At 65.7% G+C, this 26,080-nt stretch carries 27 protein-coding genes; 13 read left to right on the top strand and 14 right to left on the bottom strand.

Translation table 11 applies throughout. The annotated features are described in order from the left end of the window. Positions 1-163: 163 nt before the first annotated feature. Positions 164-1,228: a YeeE/YedE family protein gene (locus OE856_RS00440; protein ID WP_263714073.1), complete on the top strand. Its 1,065-nt coding sequence runs from the start codon at positions 164-166 to the stop codon at positions 1,226-1,228. Here the strand turns inward: OE856_RS00440 and OE856_RS00435 are convergent. Further along, positions 1,225-3,414 (bottom strand): primosomal protein N', encoded by a 2,190-nt coding sequence (locus OE856_RS00435; protein WP_263714072.1) that lies wholly within the window; start codon positions 3,412-3,414, stop codon positions 1,225-1,227. The two genes, OE856_RS00440 and OE856_RS00435, sit on opposite strands and share 4 nt — an antisense overlap. Before the next feature lie 91 nt (positions 3,415-3,505). Between OE856_RS00435 and fsa the strand changes: the two genes are divergently transcribed. The 3 genes from fsa to OE856_RS00420 are packed head-to-tail and all read left to right on the top strand — an operon-like array spanning position 3,506 to position 5,822. Then, positions 3,506-4,159: a fructose-6-phosphate aldolase gene (fsa, locus tag OE856_RS00430; RefSeq protein WP_263714071.1), complete on the top strand. Its 654-nt coding sequence runs from the start codon at positions 3,506-3,508 to the stop codon at positions 4,157-4,159. A 38-nt stretch (positions 4,160-4,197) separates the two neighbouring features. Continuing rightward, a complete protein-coding gene (locus OE856_RS00425; protein ID WP_263714070.1) occupies positions 4,198-4,902 on the top strand; it encodes a DUF484 family protein in 705 nt (234 codons plus the stop codon). Continuing rightward, on the top strand, positions 4,899-5,822 hold the full coding sequence (locus tag OE856_RS00420; RefSeq protein ID WP_263714069.1) for a tyrosine recombinase XerC: 924 nt from the start codon (positions 4,899-4,901) through the stop codon (positions 5,820-5,822). Before OE856_RS00425 ends, OE856_RS00420 begins: the two co-directional genes overlap by 4 nt. A gap of 27 nt (positions 5,823-5,849) precedes the next feature. On the opposite strand, the gene ileS is transcribed toward OE856_RS00420, so the two are convergent. Next, the gene (ileS, locus tag OE856_RS00415; RefSeq protein WP_263714068.1) at positions 5,850-8,750 is read right to left on the bottom strand and encodes an isoleucine--tRNA ligase; all 2,901 of its coding nucleotides are present in this window, start codon (positions 8,748-8,750) and stop codon (positions 5,850-5,852) included. Between the two features lie 226 nt (positions 8,751-8,976). Here ileS and OE856_RS00410 point away from each other — a divergent pair, with 226 nt between their 5' ends. Continuing rightward, positions 8,977-9,387 carry a group III truncated hemoglobin gene (locus tag OE856_RS00410; RefSeq protein ID WP_263714067.1) on the top strand — a complete coding sequence of 137 codons (411 nt, stop codon included), beginning with the start codon at positions 8,977-8,979 and terminating at the stop codon, positions 9,385-9,387. On the opposite strand, the gene OE856_RS00405 is transcribed toward OE856_RS00410, so the two are convergent. Continuing rightward, positions 9,384-10,379 (bottom strand): YcjF family protein, encoded by a 996-nt coding sequence (locus tag OE856_RS00405; protein WP_263714066.1) that lies wholly within the window; start codon positions 10,377-10,379, stop codon positions 9,384-9,386. The two genes, OE856_RS00410 and OE856_RS00405, sit on opposite strands and share 4 nt — an antisense overlap. Continuing rightward, a complete protein-coding gene (locus OE856_RS00400) occupies positions 10,376-11,791 on the bottom strand; it encodes a YcjX family protein (protein ID WP_263714824.1) in 1,416 nt (471 codons plus the stop codon). The genes OE856_RS00405 and OE856_RS00400 overlap by 4 nt, the downstream gene beginning before the upstream one ends. A 104-nt stretch (positions 11,792-11,895) precedes the next feature. Between OE856_RS00400 and truA the strand changes: the two genes are divergently transcribed. From truA to fahA, 4 genes are all read left to right on the top strand, one after another. Next, the gene (gene truA / locus OE856_RS00395; protein WP_263714065.1) at positions 11,896-12,663 is read left to right on the top strand and encodes a tRNA pseudouridine(38-40) synthase TruA; all 768 of its coding nucleotides are present in this window, start codon (positions 11,896-11,898) and stop codon (positions 12,661-12,663) included. A gap of 88 nt (positions 12,664-12,751) precedes the next feature. Then, complete coding sequence (gene hmgA, locus OE856_RS00390) at positions 12,752-14,104, top strand: homogentisate 1,2-dioxygenase (protein ID WP_263714064.1); 1,353 nt, start codon at positions 12,752-12,754, stop codon at positions 14,102-14,104. Next, complete coding sequence (gene maiA / locus OE856_RS00385) at positions 14,101-14,745, top strand: maleylacetoacetate isomerase (RefSeq protein ID WP_263714063.1); 645 nt, start codon at positions 14,101-14,103, stop codon at positions 14,743-14,745. The genes hmgA and maiA overlap by 4 nt, the downstream gene beginning before the upstream one ends. 11 nt (positions 14,746-14,756) lie before the next feature. Beyond that, entirely contained in the window at positions 14,757-16,019 is a 1,263-nt protein-coding gene (gene fahA, locus OE856_RS00380; RefSeq protein ID WP_263714062.1) for a fumarylacetoacetase, read from the top strand. Here fahA and OE856_RS00375 read toward each other — a convergent pair. The 3 genes from OE856_RS00375 to OE856_RS00365 all read right to left on the bottom strand — a co-directional run bounded on the left by OE856_RS00375 (position 16,007) and on the right by OE856_RS00365 (position 17,333). Next, positions 16,007-16,276, bottom strand: a complete 270-nt coding sequence (locus OE856_RS00375) for a DUF6455 family protein (RefSeq protein ID WP_263714061.1) — start codon at positions 16,274-16,276, stop codon at positions 16,007-16,009. The genes fahA and OE856_RS00375 overlap by 13 nt on opposite strands. A 10-nt stretch (positions 16,277-16,286) precedes the next feature. Further along, positions 16,287-16,553 (bottom strand): DUF6455 family protein, encoded by a 267-nt coding sequence (locus OE856_RS00370; RefSeq protein WP_263714060.1) that lies wholly within the window; start codon positions 16,551-16,553, stop codon positions 16,287-16,289. 90 nt (positions 16,554-16,643) lie between these two features. Beyond that, positions 16,644-17,333, bottom strand: a complete 690-nt coding sequence (locus OE856_RS00365; protein WP_263714059.1) for a M48 family metalloprotease — start codon at positions 17,331-17,333, stop codon at positions 16,644-16,646. Between the two features lie 109 nt (positions 17,334-17,442). On the opposite strand from OE856_RS00365, the gene OE856_RS00360 reads away from it, so the two are divergent. Further along, positions 17,443-17,682, top strand: coding sequence for a hypothetical protein (locus OE856_RS00360; RefSeq protein WP_263714058.1), 240 nt, complete (start codon positions 17,443-17,445; stop codon positions 17,680-17,682). On the opposite strand, the gene OE856_RS00355 is transcribed toward OE856_RS00360, so the two are convergent. Further along, the gene (locus OE856_RS00355; RefSeq protein ID WP_263714057.1) at positions 17,679-17,936 is read right to left on the bottom strand and encodes a DUF167 domain-containing protein; all 258 of its coding nucleotides are present in this window, start codon (positions 17,934-17,936) and stop codon (positions 17,679-17,681) included. The two genes, OE856_RS00360 and OE856_RS00355, sit on opposite strands and share 4 nt — an antisense overlap. Before the next feature lie 128 nt (positions 17,937-18,064). Between OE856_RS00355 and OE856_RS00350 the strand changes: the two genes are divergently transcribed. Together OE856_RS00350 and OE856_RS00345 are read left to right on the top strand one after the other, a co-directional pair. After that, positions 18,065-18,643, top strand: coding sequence for a nitroreductase (locus OE856_RS00350; RefSeq protein WP_263714056.1), 579 nt, complete (start codon positions 18,065-18,067; stop codon positions 18,641-18,643). Next, positions 18,640-19,338, top strand: a complete 699-nt coding sequence (locus OE856_RS00345; RefSeq protein WP_263714055.1) for an EI24 domain-containing protein — start codon at positions 18,640-18,642, stop codon at positions 19,336-19,338. The genes OE856_RS00350 and OE856_RS00345 overlap by 4 nt, the downstream gene beginning before the upstream one ends. Here OE856_RS00345 and OE856_RS00340 read toward each other — a convergent pair. Then, complete coding sequence (locus OE856_RS00340) at positions 19,295-19,588, bottom strand: DUF1467 family protein (RefSeq protein ID WP_263714054.1); 294 nt, start codon at positions 19,586-19,588, stop codon at positions 19,295-19,297. The genes OE856_RS00345 and OE856_RS00340 overlap by 44 nt on opposite strands. Further along, on the bottom strand, positions 19,588-19,992 hold the full coding sequence (gene mce / locus OE856_RS00335; protein WP_263714053.1) for a methylmalonyl-CoA epimerase: 405 nt from the start codon (positions 19,990-19,992) through the stop codon (positions 19,588-19,590). Before mce ends, OE856_RS00340 begins: the two co-directional genes overlap by 1 nt. A gap of 127 nt (positions 19,993-20,119) precedes the next feature. Between mce and OE856_RS00330 the strand changes: the two genes are divergently transcribed. Beyond that, positions 20,120-20,851 (top strand): response regulator, encoded by a 732-nt coding sequence (locus tag OE856_RS00330; protein WP_263714052.1) that lies wholly within the window; start codon positions 20,120-20,122, stop codon positions 20,849-20,851. Here the strand turns inward: OE856_RS00330 and OE856_RS00325 are convergent. From OE856_RS00325 to aspS, 4 genes are all read right to left on the bottom strand, one after another. Beyond that, positions 20,823-21,539: a GNAT family N-acetyltransferase gene (locus OE856_RS00325; protein WP_263714051.1), complete on the bottom strand. Its 717-nt coding sequence runs from the start codon at positions 21,537-21,539 to the stop codon at positions 20,823-20,825. The two genes, OE856_RS00330 and OE856_RS00325, sit on opposite strands and share 29 nt — an antisense overlap. 56 nt (positions 21,540-21,595) lie before the next feature. Further along, positions 21,596-22,765 carry a DUF1501 domain-containing protein gene (locus tag OE856_RS00320; RefSeq protein WP_263714050.1) on the bottom strand — a complete coding sequence of 390 codons (1,170 nt, stop codon included), beginning with the start codon at positions 22,763-22,765 and terminating at the stop codon, positions 21,596-21,598. 2 nt (positions 22,766-22,767) lie between these two features. After that, positions 22,768-24,123 carry a DUF1800 domain-containing protein gene (locus OE856_RS00315; RefSeq protein ID WP_263714049.1) on the bottom strand — a complete coding sequence of 452 codons (1,356 nt, stop codon included), beginning with the start codon at positions 24,121-24,123 and terminating at the stop codon, positions 22,768-22,770. A gap of 98 nt (positions 24,124-24,221) precedes the next feature. Then, positions 24,222-25,997, bottom strand: a complete 1,776-nt coding sequence (gene aspS / locus OE856_RS00310; RefSeq protein ID WP_263714048.1) for an aspartate--tRNA ligase — start codon at positions 25,995-25,997, stop codon at positions 24,222-24,224. Between the last annotated feature and the right edge of the window lie 83 nt (positions 25,998-26,080).

The raw sequence follows: 26,080 nt of genomic DNA, 5'->3' as shown, positions 1-26,080 counted from the left end.
CCCTTTTGTGCTGGGCTTTCATATAGGGCCGTCTGGCCCGTTTCATAACACACGAGAGCGTGACAAAGCCCGCTGATTCCCGCCATTCACTGATCTGAATCAATGTTCACAAACATCGCATCCGGCATACACATTCAAATTTTGCAGTTTGGGAATGCGTGGCATGGATATTCTCGGCATCGTGGAATGGGTGGGCGAAGCCCGCGCGGCGGCTCTGTTCGGGCTGGTCACCGGCATCATCTTTGGCGTCGCGGCACAGCGGTCTTCGTTCTGCCTGCGCGCGGCAACGGTAGAATTCGCGCGCGGCCAGATCGGCACGCGGGTCTCTGTCTGGCTGCTGACCTTTTCCACCGCCGTTGTCTGGGTGCAGGGCGCGCAGATGCTGGGCCTGATGCAAACCGACGAAGCCCGGATGATGGCCGTCACCGGCAGCTGGTCGGGCGCGATCATCGGCGGGCTGGTTTTCGGCGCGGGCATGGTGCTGGCGCGCGGCTGTTCGGGGCGGCTGCTGGTGCTGGCGGCCACGGGCAACCTGCGCTCGGTCGTGTCGGGGCTGATCTTTGCCGTGGTCGCCCAGATGAGCCTGCACGGATGGCTGTCGCCCCTGCGCGACAAGCTGGCGGCGCTGTGGATCACCGAGGGCGGGCGCAACCTCAACCTGCTAGAGGCCGCGCATCTGCCCGATTTCGCAGGGCTGCTGATGGGCATCTGCACGGCCGCGCTGGCGCTGTGGTTTTCCTACAAGAACAAGATCGGCGCGCGCACGCTGTTCTTTGCCTCGGGCGTGGGCTTTGCCGTCGCGGTGGGCTGGGTGCTGACCTTCGGGCTGGCGCAGGTCAGCTTTGAGCCGGTGCAGATCGAAAGCGCCACCTTCACCGGCCCCTCGGCCAATACGCTGATGTTCTTCCTGGTCGACAACCCGGTTCTGGAATTCGACATCGGCCTGGTGCCGGGCGTGTTCATCGGTGCCTTCCTAGCCGCGGCCTTTGGGCGCGAGCTGAAATTCCAGGGCTTTCAGGATGCCGACAACATGAAACGCGCCATGCTGGGCGCGGCCCTCATGGGCTTTGGCGGGATGCTGGCCGGCGGCTGCGCCATCGGCGCGGGCGTGACCGGCGGATCGATCTTTGCCGGCACGGCCTGGCTGGCTCTGTTCTGCATGTGGATCGGCGCGATGATTACCGACTTTCTTGTCGATCAGACCGCCATGCGCCGCGCGGCGGCCTAATAGAAACTCTGCGGATCTATATCAATTTGCAGGCGCAGATTGGCGGGCAGGCGAAACTGCCCGGCCCAATCGCGCAGCGCCGCCTGTAGCGGCACCCCCTTGTCGGCCTTGACCAGCAGACGCACCCGGTGCCTCCCGCGAATACGCGCAATCGGCGCGGGCGCCGGGCCAAAGACCTGCGCGCCCACCCGGCGCAGGGGCCCATCGCGCCGGGCCATCTCGGTGCCCAGATCGAACACCGCCTGCAAATCGGGGGATGACAGCACGATCCCGGCCATGCGGCCATAGGGCGGCACGCCCGCCACGCGGCGCTCATCGGCCTCGGCACGCCAGAACCCTTCCTCGTCACCCGACAGAATGGCCCGGATCACCGGGTGCTCGGGCTGAAACGTCTGCAACAGCGCCAGCCCCGGCTTTTCGGCCCGCCCAGCCCGGCCCGCCACCTGGCGCATCAGCTGAAACGTGCGCTCGGCCGCGCGCAGGTCGGACCCTTGCAGCCCCAGATCGGCGTCGATCACCCCCACCAGCGTGAGATGCGGAAAATTGTGCCCCTTGGCGACCAGCTGCGTGCCGATGATGATATCCGCCCCGCCCTGCGCGATCAGCTCGATCTGTTCCTTCAGCGCCCGGGCCGAGCCGAACAGATCAGACGACAGCACCGCCAGCCGCGCCTCGGGGAAAACCTCGGCCACCTCTTCGGCCAGACGTTCGACCCCCGGCCCGACCGGAGCCAGCTTGCCCTCGACCTTGCAGGACGGGCAGGCCTCGGGGATCGGTTTCGTTTCGCCGCATTGATGGCAGACCAGCCGCTTTTGAAACCGGTGCTCGACCATGCGCGCGTCGCAATGGTCACAGCCCACCTGATGCCCGCAGGCCCGACAAATCGTCACCGGCGCATAGCCGCGCCGATTGAGAAACAGCAGCGACTGTTCACCCACCGCGATCCGCGCCCGCACCGCCGCCTGCAAGCTGGGCGAGATCCAGCGGCTGCCGGGCAGATCCTCGGCGCGCATATCAATGGCCCGCATCTCGGGCAGCACCGCCGCCCCGAACCGGGCGGTCAGATCAAGGCGCTTGTATTTACCCGCCTCGGCATTGGCCCAGCTTTCAAGGCTGGGCGTGGCCGAGGCCAGAACCACCTGCGCCGACGCGAACGATGCCCGTAGCACAGCCATGTCGCGGGCATTATAAAGCGCGCCGTCCTCTTGCTTGTAGGATGTGTCATGTTCCTCATCGACGACGATCAGGCCCAGATCCTGAAACGGCAGGAACAGCGCCGAGCGCGCGCCGACCACCAGCTGCGCCCCGCCCTGCCCGACCATGCGCCAGCACCGGCGGCGTTCGGTCATCGTCACGCCCGAATGCCACTCGGCGGGTTTCGCGCCAAAGCGCGCCTCGACCCGGGTCAGGAACTCGGCGGTCAGGGCGATCTCGGGCAACAGCACCAGCGCCTGCCGTCCCTGCGCCAGACATTCGGCCACGGCCTCGAGATAAACCTCGGTCTTGCCCGACCCGGTGACGCCTTTCAGCAGCGTCGCGCCAAAGGCCCCGCTGGCCATGTCGGCCCGCAACTGCGCTGCGGCGGCAGCCTGATCCTCGGTCAGCGGCTTGCCGGGCATGGCAGGGTCAAGCCGGGGATAGGGCAGATCGCGCGGCGCATCCTCTTCGGACACGACGCCCTGTTTCACCAGCCCCTTGACCACCGATGCCGATACGCCCGCCTGCTCGGCCAGCTCGCCCAAGGTGAACGACAGCCCGCCATAGCTTTCCAGCACCTCCAGCACCCGCTTGCGCGCGTCGGTCTGGCGGTCAGGCGCCCCCTGCCCCAGCCGGTAAACCTTGCGCATCGACACCCCATCGCCCAGCCCCGGCGCGCGCGTGGCCAGCCGCAGCATCGCCGACATGGGCGTGATCGTGTAATCGGCGGCGCGGATCAGGAAATCGCGCATCTCGTCACGCATGGGCGCCACGTCCAGCACCCGGTTGATGGCGCGCAGCTTGGCCCGGTCATAGCCGCCCTGCGCATCGCCCCAGACCACGCCCAGCACCTTGCGCGGGCCCAAAGGCACCTCGACAAAGGCCCCGCGCCAACAGCCGCCCTCGGGTGCTGTGTAATCCAGCACCCGGTCCAGCGGTTGGGCAGTCAGCACACCCACCGGCATGCCTTCGCTGAAGAAGTCGGTCATTGCGTCAGTGCGGCCTCAAAGGGGTTTCCGGCACCCTAGTCCTAGGGTATCAGGTTCGCAAACAGCCATAGCAACCCCCGGGGCCGCAACCATGAAATTCTTTGTCGATACCGCCGACGTCGCCGCCATTGCCGAACTCAACGAGCTGGGCATGGTCGATGGCGTGACCACCAACCCCTCGATCATCCTGAAATCGGGTCGTGACATTCTGGAAGTCACCAAAGAGATCTGCGACATGGTCGATGGCCCCGTATCGGCCGAGGTTGTCGCGCTTGACGCCGACTCGATGATCGCCGAGGGCCGCAAGCTGGCCGAGATCGCGGAAAACATCTGCATCAAGGTGCCGCTGACCTGGGATGGCCTCAAGGCCTGCAAGGTGCTGTCGTCCGAGGGCCACAAGCTGAACGTGACGCTTTGCTTCTCGGCCAACCAGGCCCTGCTGGCCGCCAAGGCCGGCGCGACCTTCATCTCGCCCTTTATCGGCCGCCTCGACGATATCAACCTCGACGGGATGGAGCTGATCGCCGACATCCGCGCGATCTATGACAATTACGGCTTCACCACCGAGATCCTGGCCGCCTCGATCCGCAACGTGAACCACATGAAAGACGCCGCCCTGATCGGCGCCGACGTGGCCACCGCGCCGCCGTCGGTGATCAAGGCGATGGCCAGCCATGTGCTGACCGACAAGGGTCTTGAGGCTTTTTTGAAGGATTGGGAAAAAACGGGGCAGAAAATCCTCTGACGATCCTGTAACATCCGGGGCAAAGACCAAGAGGCACAATGAGCAGCACAGCCCTGACCGAGACCACCCTGCGCGAACGCATCATCGCGGACCCCGATGTCATACTCGAGGACCGCGACCTGATGCGCGCGCTGATCGTGGCCAATGAGAAAAGCATGGGGTCGAATATCGTCGACCTGCGCGGCATCGCGATGGAGCGGCTTGAGGCACGCCTTGAACGGCTGGAAGACACGCACCGCTCGGTGATCGCGGCGGCCTATGACAACCTTGCCGGCACCAACCAGGTGCATCGCGCCGTTCTGGCCCTGCTGGAACCGCTCGATTTCGAAACCTTCCTGCGCAAGCTGGGCGGCGAGGTGGCCGAGACCCTGCGCGTCGATCGCATTCGCCTGGTGCTGGAATCGCCCGAAGGCAAAGACCCCGCGCTGGACCGGCTGGGCAAGGTGCTGCGGGTGGTCGAGCCCGGTTTCATCGACACCTACCTGACGCGCGGCCGCGACACCTCGGGCCGCACCGTCACCCTGCGCCAGATGGCCCCCGAAAACGGCCGTATCTACGGCCAGGCCGCCAGCTGGATTCAATCCGAAGCCCTGCTGCGGCTGGATTTCGGCCCCGGTCGCGGGAAAGGCATGCTGGCCATGGGGTCCGAGGACCCGCACCAGTTCGCCCCCAACCAGGGCACCGACCTTCTGACCTTCTTTGCCGGCGTGTTTGAGCGATCCATGCGCCGCTGGATCTCGTGAGCCTGGCGATCTCGCCCGCCGCCCGCGCGGCGCTGGCCGATTGGCTGGCGCAGGAAAAGGCGCTGAACGCCGCCGCCGAGAACACGCTGAAAGCCTATTCAACCGATGTCACCGGGTTTCTGGCCTTTCTGGGCCAGCACCTGGGCGGCGCGCCGGGGCTGGGGCCGCTGGCGCAAATCACCCCGTCGGATATGCGCGCCTGGATGGCGCATGAGCGCGCGCGCGGCGTCGCGCCCCGATCGCTGGCGCGGGCGCTGTCGGCGGTCAAGGGCTTCTATCGCTGGCTGTCGCGGCGCCAGGGTTTTGACGCCACCGCCGTGCTGTCGATGCGCGCGCCCAAGTTCCAGCGCAAGCTGCCCCGCCCGCTGGCCCCCGATGCCGCCCGCGCGATTATCGACACGGTCGAGATGCAATCGGAAAACCCCTGGATCGCCGCGCGCGACGTGGCGGTGGTGACGCTGCTTTATGGTTGCGGGTTGCGGATCTCCGAGGCGATGGGCCTCAAGGGCCGCGACGCCCCCCTGGCCGATGTGCTGCGCATTCTGGGCAAGGGCGGCAAGGAACGGATCGTGCCGGTGCTGCCCGCCGCGCGCCGCGCAGTGGACACATACCGCAGCCTCTGCCCGCACGATCTAACCCCCGACGGCCCGCTGTTTCGCGGCGCCCGCGGCGGCGCGCTGAACCCGCGCCTGATCGCCAAGGTGATGGAGTCCGCCCGCATGCAGCTGGGCCTGCCCTCAAGCGCCACGCCCCATGCCCTGCGCCACAGCTTTGCGACACATCTGCTAGAGGCCGGCGGCGACCTGCGCGCCATTCAGGAACTGCTGGGCCATGCCTCGCTGGCAACCACACAGACCTATACCGCCGTCGATACCGCGCACCTGATGGAAAGCTATATGCGCGCCCATCCCAAGGCGTGAAAAGGGCGCCCGAAGGCGCCCCTTTGATCAGCCCAGCGCGTCGTTGCAGCGCTTGCAGGTACCCGCGTGGCTATGCGTGCCGACATCCGGCAGGATCTTCCAGCAGCGCTGGCATTTCTCGCCCTCGGCGGTTTCGAACACCACGCCCACGCCCGGAACCTCGGGCAGGCGGAAGGCCTCGGACGGGCTGGGATCATTCGACAGCGCGATATCCGAGGTGATGCAGATATCGGCGAAATTCACCGATTTCAGCGCCTTCAGCACCGCACCATCCTGCACATGCACCACCGGCGCGGCCTCAAGGCTGGCACCGATCACCTTGTCGCGGCGCTGCACCTCCAGCGCGGCGGTCACGGCGCGGCGCACCTGGCGGATACCGGCCCATTTCGCGGCAAGCGGCTCGTCCAGCCAATCGGCGGGCGTGTCGGGGATGTCGGTCAGGTGCACCGAGCTGTCATCGCCCGGGAAACGCTCTAGCCAGACCTCTTCCATGGTGAACACCAGGATCGGCGCCAGCCAGGTGGTCAGACGATGGAACAGGATATCCATCACCGTCCGCGCCGACCGGGCGGTCAGGCTGCTCGCGCCATCGCAATACAGCGCATCCTTGCGGATATCGAAGTAAAAGCTCGACAGATCCACCGTGCAGAAGTTGAACAGCGACTGGAACACGCCCTGGAAATCATAGGCGGCGTAACCCACGCGCACCTTGTGATCCAGCTCGGCCAGACGATGCAGCACCCAGCGCTCGAGCTCGGGCATGTCATCGGCGGCAACCGCATCGGCGGCGTCATAGCCCGACAGCGCGCCCAGCATATACCGCATGGTGTTGCGCAGGCGGCGATAGCTGTCGGCCACGCCCTTCAAGATCTCGGGGCCAATCCGCTGATCGTTGGTATAGTCGGTCTGGGCGACCCACAGGCGCAGGATATCCGCGCCGTATTGCTTGATGACCTCTTCGGGCACGATGGTGTTGCCCAAGGACTTGGACATCTTGTTGCCCTTCTCGTCCAGGGTGAACCCGTGGGTCAGCACCCCGCGATAGGGCGCGCGGCCCTTGGTGCCGCAGGCCTGCAACATCGACGAATGGAACCAACCGCGATGCTGGTCGGTACCCTCAAGGTAAAGATCGGCAATGCCATCCGGCGTGCCATCGGCGCGGTCGCGCAGCACGAAGGCATGGGTCGAGCCGCTGTCGAACCACACGTCCAGCACGTCGAACACCTGCTCATAGTCATCGGGGTTCGCGGCATCCGCAATAAAGCGCTCTTTGGCGCCCTCGGCATACCAACAATCGGCGCCCTCGGTTTCAAACGCATCCTTGATGCGCGCGTTGATCGCCGGATCACGCAGCAGGAAATCGTCATCCGTGGGCAGCGCGCCCTTCTTGGTAAAGCACGTCAGCGGCACGCCCCAGGCGCGCTGGCGCGACAGCACCCAGTCGGGCCGGGTTTCGATCATCGAATAGATGCGGTTCCGGCCGGTCTGCGGGGTCCATTTCACCAGCTTGTCGATGCTGGTCAGGGCGCGCTCGCGGATGGTCTTGCCATAGTCATCCTGCCCGTCGCCGACCTGGCGGTCGACACTGGCGAACCACTGCGGCGTGTTGCGGAAGATGATCGGTGCCTTGGAGCGCCAGCTATGCGGATAGCTGTGTTTCACGCGGCCACGGGCGATGATGCCGCCGGCCTCGACCAGCTTTGCGATCACGGCGTTGTTGGCCTTGCCTTCCTTGCCCTTGCGGTCGAACACCTGCAGCCCGGCAAAGAACGGCACATGCGGCAGGAACTCGGATTCCTCGCCCACATTGTGGGTCATCCGGTCCATCCAGTTGCGTTTGACAAAGGCGTCATAGTCATCGGCACCATGGCTGGGCGCGGTATGCACGAAACCCGTGCCCGCATCGTCGGTCACATGGTCGCCGTCGATCATCGGCACGTCGTAATCCCAGAAGCCATCGGCACCTTCGAGACCGTTGAACGGGTGCTTGCAGGTCAGCGCGCCCAGCTCATCCGCCGCGACATCGCGCACACGCGTATGGGCAGTGACGCGCGACTTGGTCAGCGCATCCTCGGCCAGGGCATCGGCAAAGATGTAAAGATCGCCGGGCGTGGTCCAGCTTTCATCCTCGGTCGCATCAACGCGATACAGGCCATAAGCGATGCCCGGATTATAGGCCACGGCCTTGTTCGACGGGATCGTCCAGGGCGTGGTCGTCCAGATCACCACGCGCGCCGCGGCCAGATCGCCCGACGCATCGGCAAAGGCAAACGGCACCCAGATCGTGTGCGACTGGTGGTCGTGATATTCGATCTCGGCCTCGGCCAGCGCGGTTTTCTCGACCGGCGACCACATCACGGGCTTCGACCCCTGATAGAGCGTGCCGTTCATCAGGAACTTCATGAACTCGTCGGCGATCACCGCCTCGGCGTGGAAATCCATCGTCAGATAGGGATCGGGCCAGTTGCCGGTGACGCCCAGGCGCTTGAACTCTTCGCGCTGGATATCCACCCAGCCCTCGGCGAACTTGCGGCATTCCTGGCGGAAATCGATGACCGGCACGTCATCCTTGTTCTTGCCCTTGGCGCGATACTGTTCCTCGATCTTCCATTCGATCGGCAGGCCGTGGCAATCCCAGCCCGGCACATAGCGCGCATCACGGCCCAGCATCTGCTGGCTGCGGACGATGAAATCCTTGAGGATCTTGTTCAGCGCGTGGCCGATATGCAGGTTGCCGTTCGCATAGGGCGGGCCGTCATGCAGGATGAACGGCTTGCGGCCCTCTTTCTCGCGCAGGCGGTCATAGATGCCGATCTGTTCCCAACGGGCCAGCCATTCGGGCTCGCGCTTGGGCAGGCCGGCGCGCATCGGGAAATCGGTTTGGGGCAGGTTCAGCGTGTCTTTGTAGTCAGGCGTATCGGCGCACATCTTGTGTGGTCCTTGCAGAATTTCGGATGTCTGAGAAGGGTCGGCGCGAGGTCTCAAACGCCTTGTCCCGGCGGCTCATAGTGTCAGAGCGCCGGGCTGCTAATTCGAATGATGATGGCGAAACGGGTCATCATGCCCCGCGTTATAGGCGGCGCAGCAATCCGGGGCAAGATGGTGCGGCGCTTTGCGCCTTGCGCGGGCGCGCGCGGGCTGGCAAGCATTTCGCATGACAAACGCCCTGCCCCCGAAATTTCCCATCACCCGCCCCGAGATCGAGCGCGTCGTCGCCCGGTTCTACGCCGCGGTGCGCGAGCATCCGGGCCTGGGCCCGGTCTTTGCGGTGCATGTAAAGGACTGGCCCGCGCATGAGGCCAAGATCGCGAATTTCTGGGCCAATGCCATCTTGAACGAACGCGTCTATGACGGCAGCCCGATGGCCGCCCATGTGAACGCGGGCAATGTGCGGCCCGGCATGTTCGGGCCGTGGCTGGCGCTGTTCGATGCCACACTTATGACCGAGCTGACGCCCGATCAGGCCGCCGCATGGTCGGCGCTGGCGCATCGCATCGGCCGGTCGCTGCGCGCGGGCGTTGTCGACCGCCAGACCCTGCCCGGCGGCGTGCCCAAGCTGCATTAATCGCCGCGCCCGAACAGGCCCTTCAGCGCCCGCGACACGATGCCCGACACGCCGGGCCGTTTGGTCGCGCGAAACGGCAGCGGGCGGCAAACCTCTAGCGCGGCCACGCCCACGCGCGCGGTCAGCGCGCCGTTGACCACGCCCTCGCCAAAGCGGCGCGAGATCTTGGCCAGCGCCCCGCCCCCAGCGAAACTGCCCAGCATGTCGTCGCCCACCGCCACCGCGCCCGTGGCCACCAGATGGGTCAGCACCGCGCGGGTGATGCGCCAGCTGCCCAGCGTGCCCGAGCGGCCGCCGTAAATCTCGGCAATGCGGCGGATCATCCGCAGGTTCGCCGTCAGCGCCCCGATCAGATCGGCCAGCGCCAGCGGCACCAGCGCGGTGATGGTCGCGACCTGCCGCGCGGCGGCCTCGACCTCGCGCAGGGCGGCGGCATCGAGCGGGGCCAACAGTTCGACCTCGGCCAATCCCAGCAACCCGTCGGCATCGAACACATCGCCTTGCCGTTCGGCCAGCCGCTGACGGCCCCATTGCAGATCATCGCGCCCGGCATAAAGCCCGTTCAAACGCCCGACCACGGCCCGCGCGGCCTTAAGGTCATTCGCGACAATCGCCGCCTCGGCCGATTTGTGCAGGGCGTCCACCCGGCGCAGGCGGGCAAAGGCCGCCAGTTCGCGCAGGATAATCAGCAGCGCCGCCAGCAGCACCGCCGCGATCAGCGCCGTCGCCACCCCGCCCAGGATCGGGTTGCGATCAATCAGGCCGGTGACGAAATCCCAGGCCGCGACCGAGGCCCAGAACCCGATCAGCCCCAGCGCGGCGGACCAAAAGAACCGGCCCAGCCGCGACGGCTTGCGCGCGGCCAGCGTCGCCATGGTCTGCATCGCGCGGCCCGTCGGCACCTCGGCCAAGTCAGGCACCGGCGGCGCGGCATCAGGGCCGGGCGCGGGCGCGGTGTCTTCAAGGTCAATCAGAACGGGGCCATTGGTCATCTCAGGCGATCTCCGATCAGGAATTCGGCGGCCTTGTCCAGCCGGATATGCGGCGGGCCCTCGCCCGGTTTCAGCGTCAGGCGCGCGGGCGCGAAACGCATGATCTGGTAATCGGCATCCAGCCATTTCTGCCCGCCCGATCGCGCCGGAGACAGAATGCGCGCCGGGTCTTCGGGCAGCTCGCCCGGATAGAACGCGGCCTGCTTGCCCGTTTCCAGCAAGGTGCCGCGCACGCAATCCAGATCGCGCCCGTCATGGGTGATGGTTTCCTCGACCGTGGCGCGCAGGGCAGCAATCGACATGGCGGCGGTCTGCGCGCCCGCGTAATCGGCGCGGTCCTTGGCGTCACGCAAGAGCGCCTCCATGATCGCGGTCAGGCGGGCGTGCTGGGCGTGGTGCAGATGATCGGCCTTGGTCGCCGCGAATAGGATCTTTTCCACCCGCTTGCCCAACAGGATTTGCGACAGGAACGCATTTCGTCCCGGCCGGAACGCCCCCAGAATATCGGCCATCGCGGCGCGCAGGTCGTCAACCGCGCGGGGGCCGGAATGAATCGCGCCCAGCGCATCGACCAGAACCACCTGCCGGTCGATCTTGGCAAAATGGTTGCGGAAAAACGGTTTCACCACCTCGCGCTTATAGGCCTCGAACCGGCGCTCCATCTCGCGGGCCAGCGCGCCGGTCTTGCCCTCGGTCGCCGGCAGCGGCGCGAATGTCAGCACGGGCGAGCCCGCCATCTCGCCGGGCAGCAGGAACCGACCCGGCGTGCAATCGTAATAGCCCTCGGCCCGCGCGGCATGCAGATAGGCGGTAAAGGCCTCGGCCAGGGTCTTGGTCGTGGTCTCATCAAAGGCAGCGACCGGATCGACCGCACCCAGGGCCCCGCGAAACGCGTCGGCCGATGTGCGCGGCGCGATGCGCGCCAGCACCTCGTCAGACCATTGGCGATAAGATTTATCCAGCAGCCCCAGATCCAGCAGCCACTCGCCCGGATAATCGACGATATCCAGATGAATCCGGCGCGGCCCCGTCACCGGCCCCAGCAACCCGCCGGGTCGCACTTTGAACGACAGGCGCAGTTGCGACACTGCGCGGGTGCTGTCGGGCCAATGCGGCACATCGCCGGTCAGGGCGGCAAGGTGGGTTTCATAATCGAACCGCGGCACGGTATTGTCGGGCTGGGGCCGCAGATAGGCGGTCTGGATCGTGCCATCCCGCGCCGCAATCAGCTGAGGCATCCGCCCCCGATCCAGCAGGTTCGCCACAAGCGAGGTGATGAACACCGTCTTGCCTGCCCGCGACAGGCCGGTCACGCCCAGCCGGATCACCGGCTCGCGAAACACATCCCCGACCGCATCGCCAATGCCGCCCACGCTGCGCGCCAAACCCTCTGCCAGATCACCGATACCCACGACACCCTCTTGATTGGTCACGATAAAGATAGGCACGCCCCCGCCATTGCGCCAGCCGCCATCGCATGATTGCCAAAGCGTCGCAGCCGCGCTAACCCGGTGCCATGCCCAGATACGCCCTGAAAGTCGAATATGATGGCGCGCCCTTTGCCGGGTGGCAGCGACAGGCTGATCAGCCCTCGGTGCAGGGCGCGATCGAGGATGCCTTGGCGCGGCTGGAGCCCGGCCCCCATACCATCGCTGCCGCGGGCCGCACGGATGCGGGCGTGCATGCGCTGGGTCAGGTGGCCCATTGCGACATGGCGAAAGACTGGGATGCGTTTCGCCTGTCCGAGGCGCTGAATTTCCACCTCAAGCCGCTGCCGGTTTCGATATTGGTCGCGAAACGGGTCGATGACGCGTTTCACGCCCGGTTTTCCGCGACCGAGCGGCAGTATCTCTTTCGCCTGATCAGCCGCCGCGCCCCCGTCACGCATGAGCGCGGCAAGGTCTGGCAAGTGCAGCACCCGCTGGAGCTGGAACCGATGCAAGAGGCCGCCCGTCACCTGCTGGGCCGGCATGATTTCACCACCTTCCGCGCGTCGATCTGCCAGGCGGCCTCGCCGGTCAAATCGCTGGACGAATTGCGGGTCGAGGCCTTTGACATCCCCCATGGCCGCGAGTTCCACTTTCACGTCCGCGCCCGCAGCTTTCTGCACAACCAGGTGCGCAGCTTTGTCGGCACGCTGGAACGGGTCGGCGCCGGGTCTTGGGCGCCGGATGACGTGAAAACCGCGCTTGATGCCCGCGACCGCGCCGCCTGCGGCCCGGTCTGCCCGCCGCAGGGCCTTTACCTCGCCCGCGTCGGATACCCCCAAGACCCCTTCGCGTAACGAAACAGGCATATCAAAGTCAGGTTTTGCTTGATCGTTGCACATGCAACAATATGATGCGGGGGCGATCAGGTTCAGGGAGGGCACGATGAGCGACCACATTCAGGCCAATACCACCATGCAGGGCCTCGCGCCCGCGACGGGCTATATGCCCGGCTTTGGAAACGACTTTGAAACCGAAGCCCTGCCCGGCGCCCTGCCCCAGGGCATGAACAGCCCGCAGAAATGCAACTATGGCCTTTATGCCGAGCAACTGTCGGGCACGGCATTCACCGCCCCCCGCGGCCAGAACGAGCGCACCTGGTGCTATCGCATCCGCCCCTCGGTCAAACATGTGGGGCGCTTCTCCAAGATCGACCTGCCCTATTGGAAATCGGCCCCCTGCGTCGACCCCGACATCATCAGCCTGGGTCAGTACCGCTGGGATCCGGTGCCCCATTCCGACGAACCGCTGACCTGGATCACCGGCATGCGCACCATGACCACGGCAGGCGACGTGAACACCCAGGTCGGCATGGCCGCGCATATCTACCTGATCACCCAGTCGATGCAGGACGAATATTTCTTTTCCGCCGACAGCGAGCTGCTGGTCGTGCCGCAAGAAGGCCGGCTGCGGTTCTCGACCGAGCTGGGTGTGATCGACCTGGAACCGAAAGAGATCGCCGTGCTGCCGCGCGGGCTGGTCTACCGGGTCGAGGTGCTGGAAGGCCCCGCCCGCGGATTTGTCTGCGAGAATTACGGCCAGAAATTCGACCTGCCCGGCCGCGGCCCGATCGGCGCAAACTGTCTGGCCAACCCACGTGATTTCAAGACCCCCGTCGCCGCCTATGAGGACCGCGAGGCCCGCAGCCGCGTGGTGATCAAATGGTGCGGCCAGTTCCACGAAACCTTCATCGACCACTCGCCGCTGGACGTGGTCGCATGGCACGGAAACTACGCGCCGGTGAAATACGACCTGCGCGCCTTCAGCCCCGTGGGCGCGATCCTGTTCGATCACCCCGATCCTTCGATTTTTACTGTTCTGACCGCTCCTTCGGGTGTTGAGGGCACCGCGAATATTGATTTCGTGCTATTTCGCGAACGCTGGATGGTGGCCGAAAACACCTTTCGCCCGCCCTGGTATCACAAGAACATCATGTCCGAGCTGATGGGCAACATCTATGGCATCTACGACGCCAAGCCCGACGGCTTTATCCCCGGCGGCACCAGCCTGCACAACATGATGCTGCCCCACGGCCCCGACCGCGACGCGTTCGAGGGCGCCAGCAACGAACCGATGGAGCCGCATTTCCTCGACAACACCATGTCCTTCATGTTCGAGACCCGCTTTCCCCAGCACCTGACGCCCTTTGCCGCGCAAGAGGCGCCCTTGCAGGATGACTATGTCGACTGCTGGTCGGGGCTGGAAAAGAAATTCGACGGCACGCCGGGGACGAAATGATCCGGCTTTACACCTATTGGCGCTCGACCGCCGCCTACCGGGTGCGCATCGCGCTGAACCTCAAGGGCATCGCCTATGAGGCCCGGCCGGTCAGCCTGGTCGCCAATGGCGGCGAGCACCGCGCGCCCGGCTATGCGGCGCTGAACCCGGCGATGCTGGTGCCCGCGCTGGAGCTGGACGACGGCACCGTTCTGACCCAGTCGCTGGCGATCATCGACTGGATCGAGGCCACCCATCCCGCGCCGCCGCTGCTACCCGCCGACCCGGTGCGCCGCGCCCATGTTCTGGCGGCGGCGCATACGGTGGCGATGGATATCCACCCGGTCAACAACCTGCGCGTGGTCAGCCACCTGGGCACCCGGTTCGGCGCCTCGCCCGAGGACAAGGCCGAGTGGATGCGCCACTGGATGGCCCCCGGTTTCGCCGCGCTGGAAACGCTGATGGCGGGCGACAGTCGCTTTGGCTTTGGTGATGCGCCGGGCCTGGCCGATATCTGCCTGACCGCACAGTTCTACAACGCCCGCCGCTGGGGGCTGGACCTCGCCCCCTACCCGCGCCTTTGCGCGATCGAGGCCGAATGCCTGGCGCTTGACGCCTTTCGCGACGCCGCCCCCGAAGCCCAACCCGACGCACAGCCCTGAAGGATACGCCCATGCCCCTGCTGACATCCTGGATCGACAGCGCCAACGCCCCCGATTGCCCGTTTCCGCTGAACAACCTGCCCTGCGGGGTTTTCTCGGTCGATGGGTCCGAGGCCCGCTGTGGCGTGGCGATCGGCGACATGATCCTGGACGTCACGCGCCTGGAAGAGGACGGCGTGATCGCCCCGGCCGAGCATCCGGTGTTCGACGTGCCCTATTGGAACGATTTCATGGATCTGGGCCCCGACGCCTGGGCCGCCTTTCGCAACAATCTGATCGCGATGCTGGGTGATGGCGCCGACGCCGACACCCGCGCCCGGATCGAACCCGCGCTGGTACCGATGGCCGAGGCCGTGCTGGAAATGCCGATGGTCGTGTCGGAATACACCGATTTCTACGCCGGCAAGAACCACGCCTTCAACGTGGGCACCATGTTCCGCGGCGCCGAAAACGCGCTGCCGCCCAACTGGCTGCACATCCCCATCGGCTATAACGGCCGCGCCAGTTCGGTGGTGGTGTCGGGCACCGATGTACGCCGCCCCTGGGGCCAGCTGAAAGGCCCCGACGACGACGCGCCGCGCTTTGCGCCTTCGGCCCGGTTCGATATCGAGCTGGAAATGGGCGCCATCGTCGGCCAGCCCTCGGACGGCCCGGTCACGGTGGATGAGGCCGATGCGATGATCTTTGGCTATGTGCTGCTGAACGACTGGTCGGCGCGCGACATTCAGGCCTGGGAATATCAGCCGCTTGGGCCCTTTCAGGCCAAGGCCACCGCCACCACCATCAGCCCCTGGATCGTCACCCGCGCCGCGCTGGAACCGTTCCGCTGCGACACCCCCGCGCGCGAGAAAGAGCTGTTGCCGCATCTGCGCGACACCGGGCCGATGCTGTATGACATCGACCTGCGTGTCACCATGGCGCCGCAGGGCAAGCCCGCGACCCAGATCGTGCAGACCAATTACAATGTCATGTATTACTCGGCCGCGCAGCAGCTGGCGCATCACACCACCTCGGGCTGCGCGATGAATGTGGGCGATCTGCTGGGGTCGGGCACGATCTCGGGGCCGACCAAGGACAGCCGCGGATCCCTGCTGGAACTCAGCTGGGGCGGCAAAGAGCCGATGACGCTGGAGAGCGGCGACACCCGCAGCTTTATCGAGGATGGCGACACGCTGACCCTGCATGGCGCCTGTCATGGCGATGGCTATACCATCGGCTTTGGCGCCTGTACCGGCACCCTGCTGCCCGCGCTGAAAGACCCCTACGCGCGCTGAGACTGTTTGCGCAGCTTCTCGATCTCGTGCCGGATCGCGCAATAGGCCGGGGGCGCTTCTGCCCCCGCGCCCTGGCGCGCCATCCAGGCCACGCAATCGTCCGAGCGGCCACACATGAAACAGGCGGCGATTGCTGCGTCGTAATCGGGCCGCGGCATGCGCCCCGATTTCAGCGCCGCGTTCAAGTCGACGCCGACACTGCGGGCCATGCCCTGTGTCAGCCAGAAATGGCGTTCCAGGCGGGCGCTTTCCTGCATCTTGATCCGCCTAGCCCTTTGCGCCACGCATCGCGGCGAACGCGTCGCGGTTGAGGCAGTAATCCGGCGCGGCCTCGGCCGAGCCGGGGGGCGTCTGGGCCAGGTATTGCTGGCAGTCGCAGGTGTCGGCGCAACCGACACAGCGCTTGACCAGATCCTCGCGCGCCTCAAGGCTTAGCTCTCCGCGCTGTTCCATCTCGTCCAGATCAACGCCTACGGCATCGGCCATCTTGTCGACCAGCTTGCCGTGCTCTTCCAGTTTCGCAAAACCAAACATCAGGTTTCTCCCGTAGAATACAGGATCAGGAAACCAGAGCGCGCCCGGCCCCGCCTTGACACGTGTCAAACGCAACCGGGCGCAAACGGGTCAAAGCGCCGCAGCGGTCTGGCGCACGATTTTCTGGCGTTCGGCATTGGGCGGGTGCGAGCTCAGCACCCCGTTGCCGGGATCGGGGATGCGGGCGAAATACTCGGCCCCTTTGACCGGATCAAACCCCGCACGCGCGGTGATGACCGTGCCCAGCTCGTCGGCCTCCAGCTCCATATCCTTCGAGAAAACCTGACCACCAATCGCGGCCCCCACCCGAATGGCGGCATCCTGCCCGGCCGAACCGGCCCCTCCGGCGGCGGCAAGCACGCCCAGAATCAGGGCGCCAGCGATCGCGCTGCCCTGTTTCTTGGGGATGTGGTTTCGGATGTGATGCGCGGCCTCGTGCCCCAGAACAAAGGCCAGTTCGTGCCGGTTTTGCGCATCGGCGATCAGCGCCTGGGTAAAGGTGATAACCGGGCGCCCGCTGCGATCGACGCTTTGATAGGCGTTGGCAGGCTGATCGGCGCGCGGGTCGATCTGAATCAGGAAATCACAATTGCCGCCCTTAACCTTGTTGATCCGTTCGCGGCACAGGGCCTCTGCCACGGGCTCGACCTGGGCGACAACCAGTTGAAAATTGCGGCTGGCCACAGAATCAATCTGGGGCGTCTCCTCGGGCGGAGCCTCCGTCGTCGTGACACAGCCCGCCAGGGCCAAGGCCGAAACCATCAGGGAAAATCTGCGCATGAAACCTCCGATACCTATATTTCACTCTGCCAAGCCACACCGGCCCGGGCCATTCTTATCCCGGTCAGAACCTCTTTCCAACCTGACCGCAGGGCGCTAGCGTGGCCCCATGTTTACCATCGAGCACGAATTCGACGCCACTGTCATCACCCTTGTCGACGAAGGCGACGCCCCCTTGCAAGAGGACGTCATCATCAACGCCTTCGAGGAATGCGTGACCATCGAACAGCTTGACCCGCGCACCGATGAGGTCAAGACCATCACCCTGTCGCTGACCCAGCTGAACGAGTTGGCGGCGGCGCTGGACCTGCCCGAAGGCGTCTATCGCCTGGCGCGCACCCAAGACTAGCCCAGCACCCGAAACACCTTGTCGCGCGAGGTGGCGCCGCGCAGCAACTCCAGCCGCGACTTGGGCACGCCCAGCGCCTTGGCCAACAGCTTTTGCACGGCGGCATTGGCCTTGCCGCCCTCGGGCACCACGGTGACATAGACGCGGATCAGCCCATCCTCGGCCCGCACCATGTTGCGCGCGGCCTTGGGCGTGACCCGCACGGCCAGTTCCGCGCCCTCTTGCGCCAGATGTGCCAGCTCTGCCCCGGCCATGTGCCCCTCCGTTTGCCCAGTCTTGCGGCACCCCGAGGCCGATCACAACCCCCTCGCCAAATTGCCCCCGCCCTCTTGAACCCCCGCCCCCGATAGCCGACATGAAGGGCGAGCCAAAGGAGACACCGATGCCCGATCCGAACCCCGCCGCGCTGGAATTCCTGCTGACCCGCAGGTCGGTGCCCGCCAAGACGCTGACCGCGCCCTTTCCGTCGCGCGACGACCTGACGCCGATCCTGACCGCCGCCGCCCGCAGCCCCGATCACGGCAAGCTGGAACCCTGGCGGTTCATCGTGCTGGGCGACGCGGCGCTGACCCGGCTGGCCGATCTGGTGGCGGCTCGCGGGCAGGCCCTGGGGATCGACCCCGACAAGATCGAGAAATCACGCATGACCTACGCCGATTCAGGCCTGGCCGTCGTGGTCGTCTCAGCCCCGCAGGTGTCGGACAAGGTGCCCGAGATCGAGCAGATCTATTCCGCCGGCGCGGTCTGCCTAGCGCTGACCAATGCCGCGCTGGCCTCGGGCTGGGGCGCGAACTGGATCACCGGCTGGGCCGCGTTCGACCGCGAGTTCGTCGAGACCGGGCTGGGCCTTGGCCCGACCGAACAGGTGGCCGGCATCATCCACCTGGGCACGCCGAAATTCGCGCCGCCCGATCGCCCGCGCCCCGACCTGGCCGCGATCACCACCTGGGTCGACGCATGATATTCAACGATTTCTCCAAGGCGCTGGCACAGCTGAGCGACCCGCGCTTTCGCAAGATCCTGGTGATGGGCCTGGGCCTGACGGTGGCCTTGCTGGTGGGCATCTCGGTGGCGGTGCTGTGGCTGGTGGGGTTTGTCACCCCCGACGTCATCACCCTGCCCCTGATCGGCGAAGTGCGCGGGCTGGACAGCCTGTTTTCATTCGCCGCGATCGGGGTGATGATGCTGATGTCGGTGTTCCTGATGGTGCCGGTGGCCTCGGCCTTTACCGGGCTGTTCCTCGAAGAAGTGGCCGACGCGGTCGAAGACACCCATTACCCGCACCTTCCCCCCGCCCTGCATACCGGCGCCTATGACACGTTTCGCGACAGCGTGAATTTCTTTGGCGTGCTGGTGGCGGTGAACGCGCTGGCGTTGGGGATGGCGGTCTTCATCGGGCCGCTGGCACCGGTGATGTTCTGGCTGGTGAACGGCTATCTGCTGGGGCGCGAATATTTCCAGATGGTCGCCATGCGCCGCATGGGCCGCATCGAGGCCTCGCAGTTTCGTCGCAAGAACCGGGCCCAGGTCTGGCTGGCCGGCACGCTGATGGCTATTCCACTCAGCGTGCCGCTGATCAACCTGCTAATCCCGATACTGGGCGTGGCGACCTTTACCCATCTTTTCCACCGGCTGGCAAAATCGTCAGCCGGTTAAGCCCGTCGAAATCGCGCACCGAGATCACCCCCGAGGTGATGACGCCGGCCGCAATTCCCCACAGCACGACGGTGATCGCCGTAACCATGAACGCCGTGCGCTTGGGGCGGAAATTGACCGGGGCGCTGGAATGCGTCCCGGGCACGACCTCGCCGGTATCGCCCTGAAAATCGCGATGCATGGCCAGTGCGATGAACAGCACCATAAACCAGATCACGGCAAACAGGACGAGCGCGGCGGTAATGGTCATCAGACTTGTTCCAGCTCGACCAGGCAGCCGTTGAAATCTTTGGGGTGCAGGAACAGCACGGGCTTGCCATGAGCGCCGATCTTGGGCTCGCCCGAGCCCAGAACCCGCGCGCCCTGCTCTTTCAGCTTGTCACGAGCGGCCAGAATGTCGTCGACCTCGTAGCAGATGTGGTGAATGCCGCCCGAGGGATTCTTTTCCAGGAACCCGGCGATCGGGCTGTTCTCGCCCAGCGGATACAGCAGCTCGATCTTGGTGTTGGGCAGCTCGATGAACACCACGGTCACGCCATGGTCGGGCTCATCCTGCGGCGCGCGCACGGTGGCGCCAAGGGTGTTGGCATATTGCGCCGAGGCGGCTTCAAGATCCGGGACGGCGATGGCGACGTGATTCAGACGACCGATCATGGGTGTTTCCTTTCCTCCATTTTTGCCGGTTATGAGGTTTCCCGCGCCCTCCTGCAAGGGTCGGGTGAGATTTACGCGGGCTTAATCCTTTGCGGTCATCAATGATCCTGACGGACAGGAGGCCGGCATGGATGATCTGACGAACACTTTCGGAATGGGGCTGGGGCGGCCGCTGGGCGGCACAACGGTTCTGGCGGTCGAAGACAGCCGCTATGCCTCAGAGGCGCTGCGCCTGATGTGCCTGCGATCGGGCGCGCGGATGCGCCGGGCCGACTGCCTGGCCGCCGCGGACAGGCACCTGCGCTGCTATCGCCCCGATGTGGTCATCATCGATCTGGGCCTGCCCGACGGTGCCGGCGAAACCCTGATCGCGCAGCTGGCCGGGGCAAGGTCGCGCATCCCCGTCATCTTGGGCACCAGCGGCGATGACGCCGCCGAGGCGCGGGTGATCAAGGCCGGGGCAGACGGGTTTCTGCCCAAACCCGTCACCAGCGTCGCCGCCTTTCAGCACACCATCCTGCCCCATCTGCGCACAGAAAATGCCCAGCGCCCCTTCGTGATCAGCACCGAAACCGTGCAGCCCGACCCGCTGGCCGAACTGGACGACCTGCGCCATGCCGCCGATCTGCTAGAGGGGCACGCAGATGCCGAAACTGTTGATTACCTGCTGCAATTCCTGGCGGCCCTCGCCACTTCAGCCGAGGATGCCCGGCTGGAACATGTCACTTCGGACCTGACGCAGGAACGCCGCAAGGGCGCCCGGGCCGAGGTTCTGGCCCGCAAGCTGGCGCGACTGCTGCGCGACCGCACCACCGACGCCCCGATCACCTTTACTCGGCAAGCGTCGGGTCGGATGTAACCCGGATCGGCGCGGTCAGATCCGACAGGCGCTGTATCTGCCGCCCGCCCGCATCGAAATTCTCGGGCGCCAACCAGGTCTCGAACGCCAGGCGCAGGGCCGGCCATTCCTTGTCGATCATCGCGAACCAGGCCGTGTCGCGATTGCGGCCCTTAACCACGACCGCCTGCCGGAAAATGCCCTCGTAGCTAAACCCCAACCGCTGCGCCGCCCGGCGCGAAGGCCGGTTCAGCGCATCGCATTTCCATTCATACCGGCGATAGCCCGCATCAAAGGCCCAACGCATCATCAGATACATTGCCTCGGTCGCCGCTGGCGCGCGCTTCAGTTCCGGAGAAAAGCAGATGAACCCCACCTCAATCGATCCGGCCGCCGGCGCGATTCGCAGGAAACTGGCCTGCCCCACGGCCCGGCCGCTGGCCTGATCGACAATCGCATAAAGCAGCGGATCACGCCCGGCCTCGGCCTGCTGCACCCAGGCGCGGAAATCGTCGAACGACAAGAACGGCCCGATGGGCATGTAATCCCACAGGTCATGATGGCCCTGATAGGCCGCATAAAGATCCGCCGCATGGGCATCAGCTCGCAGCCGTTCCAGCCGCACAATGCGCCCGCCGATCACATCAAGATCGGGCGCGGGCGGCGGAGTCCAGTCGGGCACGGGGGCCCCAAGCGGGTTCGTGGTCATGTCAGGCCTCTTTGCTTTCCACGCAGCCTGCCCGTGATCCCGCCCCTGCGAAAGCCCTAAAGAATGATCTCGGGCACCCCGGCCAGTTCCACCCCCGGAAACACCACGCGTTCCAGCACGTCGCGCGGCAGCCCGAACAGCCCCCGCATTGCCATGGCCGCATAGGCCCGCACATCGGCCGTCGGCATCAGGTCGCGGCCCTTGTAAAGGTCCAGCTCGTCCAGCCCGGGCCAGTCGCCATAGACCCGCCCGCCGCGAATCGCCCCACCCGCCAGAACCATCGCGCCGCCCGTGCCGTGATCGGTGCCGCCAGTGCCGTTCTCGCGCAGGGTGCGGCCGAACTCGGTCATCGCCACCACGGCCGTGCGATCCCAGACCGGGCCCAGCTCATCGCGCAGGGTCAGCAAACTATCGGACAAGGCCTGCAACGGTTGCCGCATCCCCGCCGCCTGACGGTTATGCGTATCCCATCCGTTGATCGAGAAGGTCGCGATCCGGCTTTCGGCCCGCAACCGCCCGGCGGCAAAGCGCGCGATGGCGACATGCGGCTTTTGCCCGCGCTGGCCGCCGGCCGCACCGGCCTCTGCCTCGAGGCTTTCAACAATGCCGATTGCGCCCTCGACCGCGCCGGAAAACAGCGGATCGCCGCGCGCCACCTGCTTCATCAAATCACGCGCCTGGGGTGACAGGTCGAGATCGGCATCGGGCGCCCAACTGGCCACCGGCGCCGCGCCCGAGGTCAAGAGCATTCCGCCCGATCCCACAGCATAGGCGGTTTCGGCGGTGATGCCCGGCAGGGTTTGCAGCATCCGGTTCAGCCAGCCGTCGCGGATGGTCGATGTGCCGCCCTCGAACCCGGTGCCAGCCTCAAGCAGATCCTGCCCGTCGAAATGGCTGCGCTTGTCGCGATAGGGGGTCGAGACCGCCTGCACGAACCCCAGCTGCCCCGCACGCCACAGCGGCATCAGGCCGCCCAGATCAGGGTGCAACGCAAAAAATCCATCCAGATCATGACCTTGAACGCCATTATTCAAACTGCGCCGTGCGGCGGCGAAATGCGGATCGCCCAAGGGCCGCACCACGTCCAGCCCATCCATCGCGCCGCGCAAGATGATGACCACAAGCCGCTGATCCCACGGGGCGGCGGCCAGGGTGACGGGGGTGAGGAACGGCGCGGCGGCGGCCGAACAGCCCATCGTCAGGATATCGCGGCGCGAGAACGGCATGGCTATCTCCTTTGAAAGGCCGGCGAAGCCAGCACCAGCGCCACCCCCACCGGCCGACTTTCGGCCCCGGCAGCGGCAAAGCGCAGATCGTCGGGCACCATGCCGCCCAGCGCAGCCTCGGCAAAGGCGCGCGGATCGGGCAGGTCGGGCATCAGCGCCGACGGCGCCCGCGCGGCCCATTGAATGCGCGCCGCCATGCCTTGTGGGGTGATCCAGTATTGCGCCTCTTCGGGCCAGCCATCGGGCCCGATCGGCCCCTCGATCGGCTGCCCCATCTCGGCCATAGGGCGCGAGAACAGCCGCAGCGGCGCCTTGTCGCCCTCGGGCATTGGCGCGTCCAGCGCGCGCAGGCTGGCGGCGACGAAATCAAAGGGCTGACGCGCCTTTTGCGCCTCGGCAGCCCAGGCGGCGGGGTGATCCAGCAGCGCGCCATAACAGGCCATCAGATCGCCGCCGGTTTGCGTATAGGCGGCCGCGATGTGATCGACCAGCCCGGCATCGGGATCATCTGCCACGAAATGCACCGCCAGCTTCGAGGCGATATGGCGCGCGGTCGCCGGGTGGCGGGCCAGATCATCCAGCGCGTCGTGAATGTCTGCAAGGCGCGGATTGGCGCCGCCATAACGCTGGCCCAGCACCTCTTCGGCACCCGGTTCGGCCAGGCGCGGATAGAAATTGAACACTTGTTCAGAATTGACCGTCATGCCGGTGAACAGCTCTGCCAGTTCGCGCACATCGTTCTGGCCATAGGGCGCGCCCACACCCAGCGTGTGCAGCTCCAGCACCTCGCGGGCCAGGTTCTCGTTCAGCCCCCGCGTGCCTTTTGCCTCCGGTGCGTTCGGCCCCACCGCACGCGCCTGATCCAGGTAGTGCAGCATCATCGGATGGGTCACCGCCGCCTTGAGCAGCCCCGCGAAAGTGCCGGTGATATTGGGGCGGATCGCCTCTTCGACATAGCCGAATTCCAGCGCGCGCAGGATCGGGTTCTTGCCCAGCGCGGTGAAATGATCGGCCCAGAACCGCACCAGCCGCTCGCGCAGGGCATCCTCGGCCCGCGCGGCCCGATAAAGGTTCGTGACCAGCGCGTTCTGCCGGTCGCCGCGCATCTCGCGCCGCAGCGCCTTGATCGCCTCTTGCGCCGGGCTGTCGCGGCCCATGGCCTTGCGCTGACGGTTGAGCGCGCGAAACTCCGCCACGCGGGGCAGCATGTCACCAAACCGGGCGATGGGCATCGCCTGCGCCATCCGGTCGGGCCCCGTCAGCCGCGCCAGCATCGCGCCCGCACTGGCAGGCGGCGCGGCAGAGGGCGCAAGGCCATAGCCGAAACGGATCGCGGAAATGCGGGGGTCAAAGGGCACGTGCGGCCTCGGCTGCAAAACAATGTGGAGGCCACAATAGCAAAACCGGGCGGCACTGGCACCGCCCGGTTCAATCACATACGCGGGAATTCGCTGGCTTAGTCTTGCGGGATGACCCGCAGGTGCAATTCGCGCAGTTGTTCGTTGAGCGGCTCGCTGGGCGCGTTCATCATCAGGTCTTCGGCGCGCTGGTTCATGGGGAACATGATGACCTCGCGGATGTTGGCCGTATCGGCCAGCAGCATCACGATCCGGTCGATCCCGGCGGCACAGCCCCCGTGCGGCGGGGCGCCGAATTTGAACGCGTTGACCATGCCGCCAAAGCGTTTGATCACCTCGTCAGCGGGATAGCCGGCCAGCTCGAACGCCTTGAACATGATCTCGGGCTTGTGGTTCCGGATCGCGCCCGACACCAGCTCATACCCGTTGCAGGCCAGGTCATACTGATAGCCCAGCACGTTCAGCGGATCGCCCGACAGCGCATCGATCCCGCCCTGCGGCATCGAGAACGGGTTGTGGCTAAAGTCGATATCGCCGGTTTCCTCGTCGGCCTCGTACATCGGGAAATCGACGATCCAGGCAAAGGCAAAGCGGTCTTTTTCGGTCAGGCCCAGCTCGTCGCCGATGACGGTGCGGGCCTTGCCGGCAACCTTTTCAAAGGCCGAGGGCTTGCCGCCCAGGAAGAACGCGGCATCGCCCACGCCTAGGCCCAGCTGTTGGCGAATGGCCTCGGTGCGCTCGGGGCCGATGTTCTTGGCCAGGGGGCCGGCAGCCTCCATGCCTTCGCCCTGATCGCGCCAAAAGATATAGCCCATCCCCGGCAGGCCCTCTTTTTGCGCAAAGGCGTTCATCCGGTCGCAGAACTTGCGCGAGCCACCGGTGGGCGCGGGAATGGCGCGCACCTCGGTGCCGTCCTGCTCTAGCAGCTTGGCGAAAATCGCAAAGCCCGAGCCGCGGAAATGGTCGGAACAATCCTGCATCTTGATCGGGTTGCGCAGGTCGGGCTTGTCGGTGCCATACCACAGCGCCGAGTCCTTGTAGGAAATCTGCTCCCAGGTCTGGTCAACCTTACGGCCGCCGCCGAATTCCTCGAAGATACCGCCGATCACCGGCTGGATCGTGTCGAACACATCCTGCTGGGTGACAAAGCTCATCTCGAGGTCGAGCTGATAGAAATCGGTGGGCGAGCGGTCGGCACGCGGGTCTTCGTCGCGGAAACAGGGCGCGATCTGGAAATACTTGTCAAAGCCCGACACCATGATCAGCTGCTTGAACTGCTGCGGGGCCTGCGGCAGGGCGTAGAACTTGCCCGGATGCAGGCGCGACGGCACCAGAAAGTCGCGCGCGCCCTCGGGGCTGCTGGCGGTGATGATCGGGGTCTGGAATTCGCGGAAACCGCTGTCCCACATGCGGCGGCGCATGCTGGCCACCACGTCGCTGCGCAGTTTCATGTTGTCCTGCATCGCCTCGCGGCGCAGGTCGAGATAGCGATAGCGCAGGCGGGTTTCCTCGGGGTATTCCTGATCGCCGAACACCATCAGCGGCAGTTCCTCGGCGGCGCCCAGCACCTCGAGCTCGCGCACGAACACCTCGACTTCGCCGGTGGGCAGCTTGGGGTTCACCAGGCTTTCGTCGCGGGCCTTGACCTCGCCATCGATGCGAATGCACCACTCGCTGCGCACCTTTTCCACATCGGCGAATGCGGGGCTGTCGGGGTCGGCCAGCACCTGCGTCACGCCGTAATGGTCGCGCAGGTCGATGAACAGGATGCCGCCGTGGTCGCGCACGCGGTGCACCCAGCCCGACAGGCGGACGGTCTGACCAACGTTGGATTTGTTCAGTTCGGCGCAGGTATGGCTGCGAAAGGCGTGCATGGGTCGTCCCTTTGGGTAAAATCCGGTGTCGCGCCGATACACCCGCCCGCGCGGGCAAAGTCAAGGGAAGCGCACGCCGGATC

The sequence above is a fragment of the Actibacterium sp. XHP0104 genome (assembly GCF_025751515.1).
Lineage (GTDB): Bacteria > Pseudomonadota > Alphaproteobacteria > Rhodobacterales > Rhodobacteraceae > Actibacterium_D.
This window is presented reverse-complemented; position numbering and strand designations above follow the sequence as displayed.

Coding starts and splice junctions, on each gene's coding strand:
- OE856_RS00440 (WP_263714073.1), top strand. CDS start 164: ATGGATATTCTCGGCATCGTGGAATGGGTGGGCGAAGCCCGCGCGGCG.
- OE856_RS00435 (WP_263714072.1), bottom strand. CDS start 3,414: ATGACCGACTTCTTCAGCGAAGGCATGCCGGTGGGTGTGCTGACTGCC.
- fsa (WP_263714071.1), top strand. CDS start 3,506: ATGAAATTCTTTGTCGATACCGCCGACGTCGCCGCCATTGCCGAACTC.
- OE856_RS00425 (WP_263714070.1), top strand. CDS start 4,198: ATGAGCAGCACAGCCCTGACCGAGACCACCCTGCGCGAACGCATCATC.
- ileS (WP_263714068.1), bottom strand. CDS start 8,750: ATGTGCGCCGATACGCCTGACTACAAAGACACGCTGAACCTGCCCCAA.
- OE856_RS00410 (WP_263714067.1), top strand. CDS start 8,977: ATGACAAACGCCCTGCCCCCGAAATTTCCCATCACCCGCCCCGAGATC.
- OE856_RS00405 (WP_263714066.1), bottom strand. CDS start 10,379: ATGACCAATGGCCCCGTTCTGATTGACCTTGAAGACACCGCGCCCGCG.
- truA (WP_263714065.1), top strand. CDS start 11,896: ATGCCCAGATACGCCCTGAAAGTCGAATATGATGGCGCGCCCTTTGCC.
- hmgA (WP_263714064.1), top strand. CDS start 12,752: ATGAGCGACCACATTCAGGCCAATACCACCATGCAGGGCCTCGCGCCC.
- maiA (WP_263714063.1), top strand. CDS start 14,101: ATGATCCGGCTTTACACCTATTGGCGCTCGACCGCCGCCTACCGGGTG.
- fahA (WP_263714062.1), top strand. CDS start 14,757: ATGCCCCTGCTGACATCCTGGATCGACAGCGCCAACGCCCCCGATTGC.
- OE856_RS00375 (WP_263714061.1), bottom strand. CDS start 16,276: ATGCAGGAAAGCGCCCGCCTGGAACGCCATTTCTGGCTGACACAGGGC.
- OE856_RS00370 (WP_263714060.1), bottom strand. CDS start 16,553: ATGTTTGGTTTTGCGAAACTGGAAGAGCACGGCAAGCTGGTCGACAAG.
- OE856_RS00365 (WP_263714059.1), bottom strand. CDS start 17,333: ATGCGCAGATTTTCCCTGATGGTTTCGGCCTTGGCCCTGGCGGGCTGT.
- OE856_RS00360 (WP_263714058.1), top strand. CDS start 17,443: ATGTTTACCATCGAGCACGAATTCGACGCCACTGTCATCACCCTTGTC.
- OE856_RS00355 (WP_263714057.1), bottom strand. CDS start 17,936: ATGGCCGGGGCAGAGCTGGCACATCTGGCGCAAGAGGGCGCGGAACTG.
- OE856_RS00350 (WP_263714056.1), top strand. CDS start 18,065: ATGCCCGATCCGAACCCCGCCGCGCTGGAATTCCTGCTGACCCGCAGG.
- OE856_RS00345 (WP_263714055.1), top strand. CDS start 18,640: ATGATATTCAACGATTTCTCCAAGGCGCTGGCACAGCTGAGCGACCCG.
- OE856_RS00340 (WP_263714054.1), bottom strand. CDS start 19,588: ATGACCATTACCGCCGCGCTCGTCCTGTTTGCCGTGATCTGGTTTATG.
- mce (WP_263714053.1), bottom strand. CDS start 19,992: ATGATCGGTCGTCTGAATCACGTCGCCATCGCCGTCCCGGATCTTGAA.
- OE856_RS00330 (WP_263714052.1), top strand. CDS start 20,120: ATGGATGATCTGACGAACACTTTCGGAATGGGGCTGGGGCGGCCGCTG.
- OE856_RS00325 (WP_263714051.1), bottom strand. CDS start 21,539: ATGACCACGAACCCGCTTGGGGCCCCCGTGCCCGACTGGACTCCGCCG.
- OE856_RS00320 (WP_263714050.1), bottom strand. CDS start 22,765: ATGCCGTTCTCGCGCCGCGATATCCTGACGATGGGCTGTTCGGCCGCC.
- aspS (WP_263714048.1), bottom strand. CDS start 25,997: ATGCACGCCTTTCGCAGCCATACCTGCGCCGAACTGAACAAATCCAAC.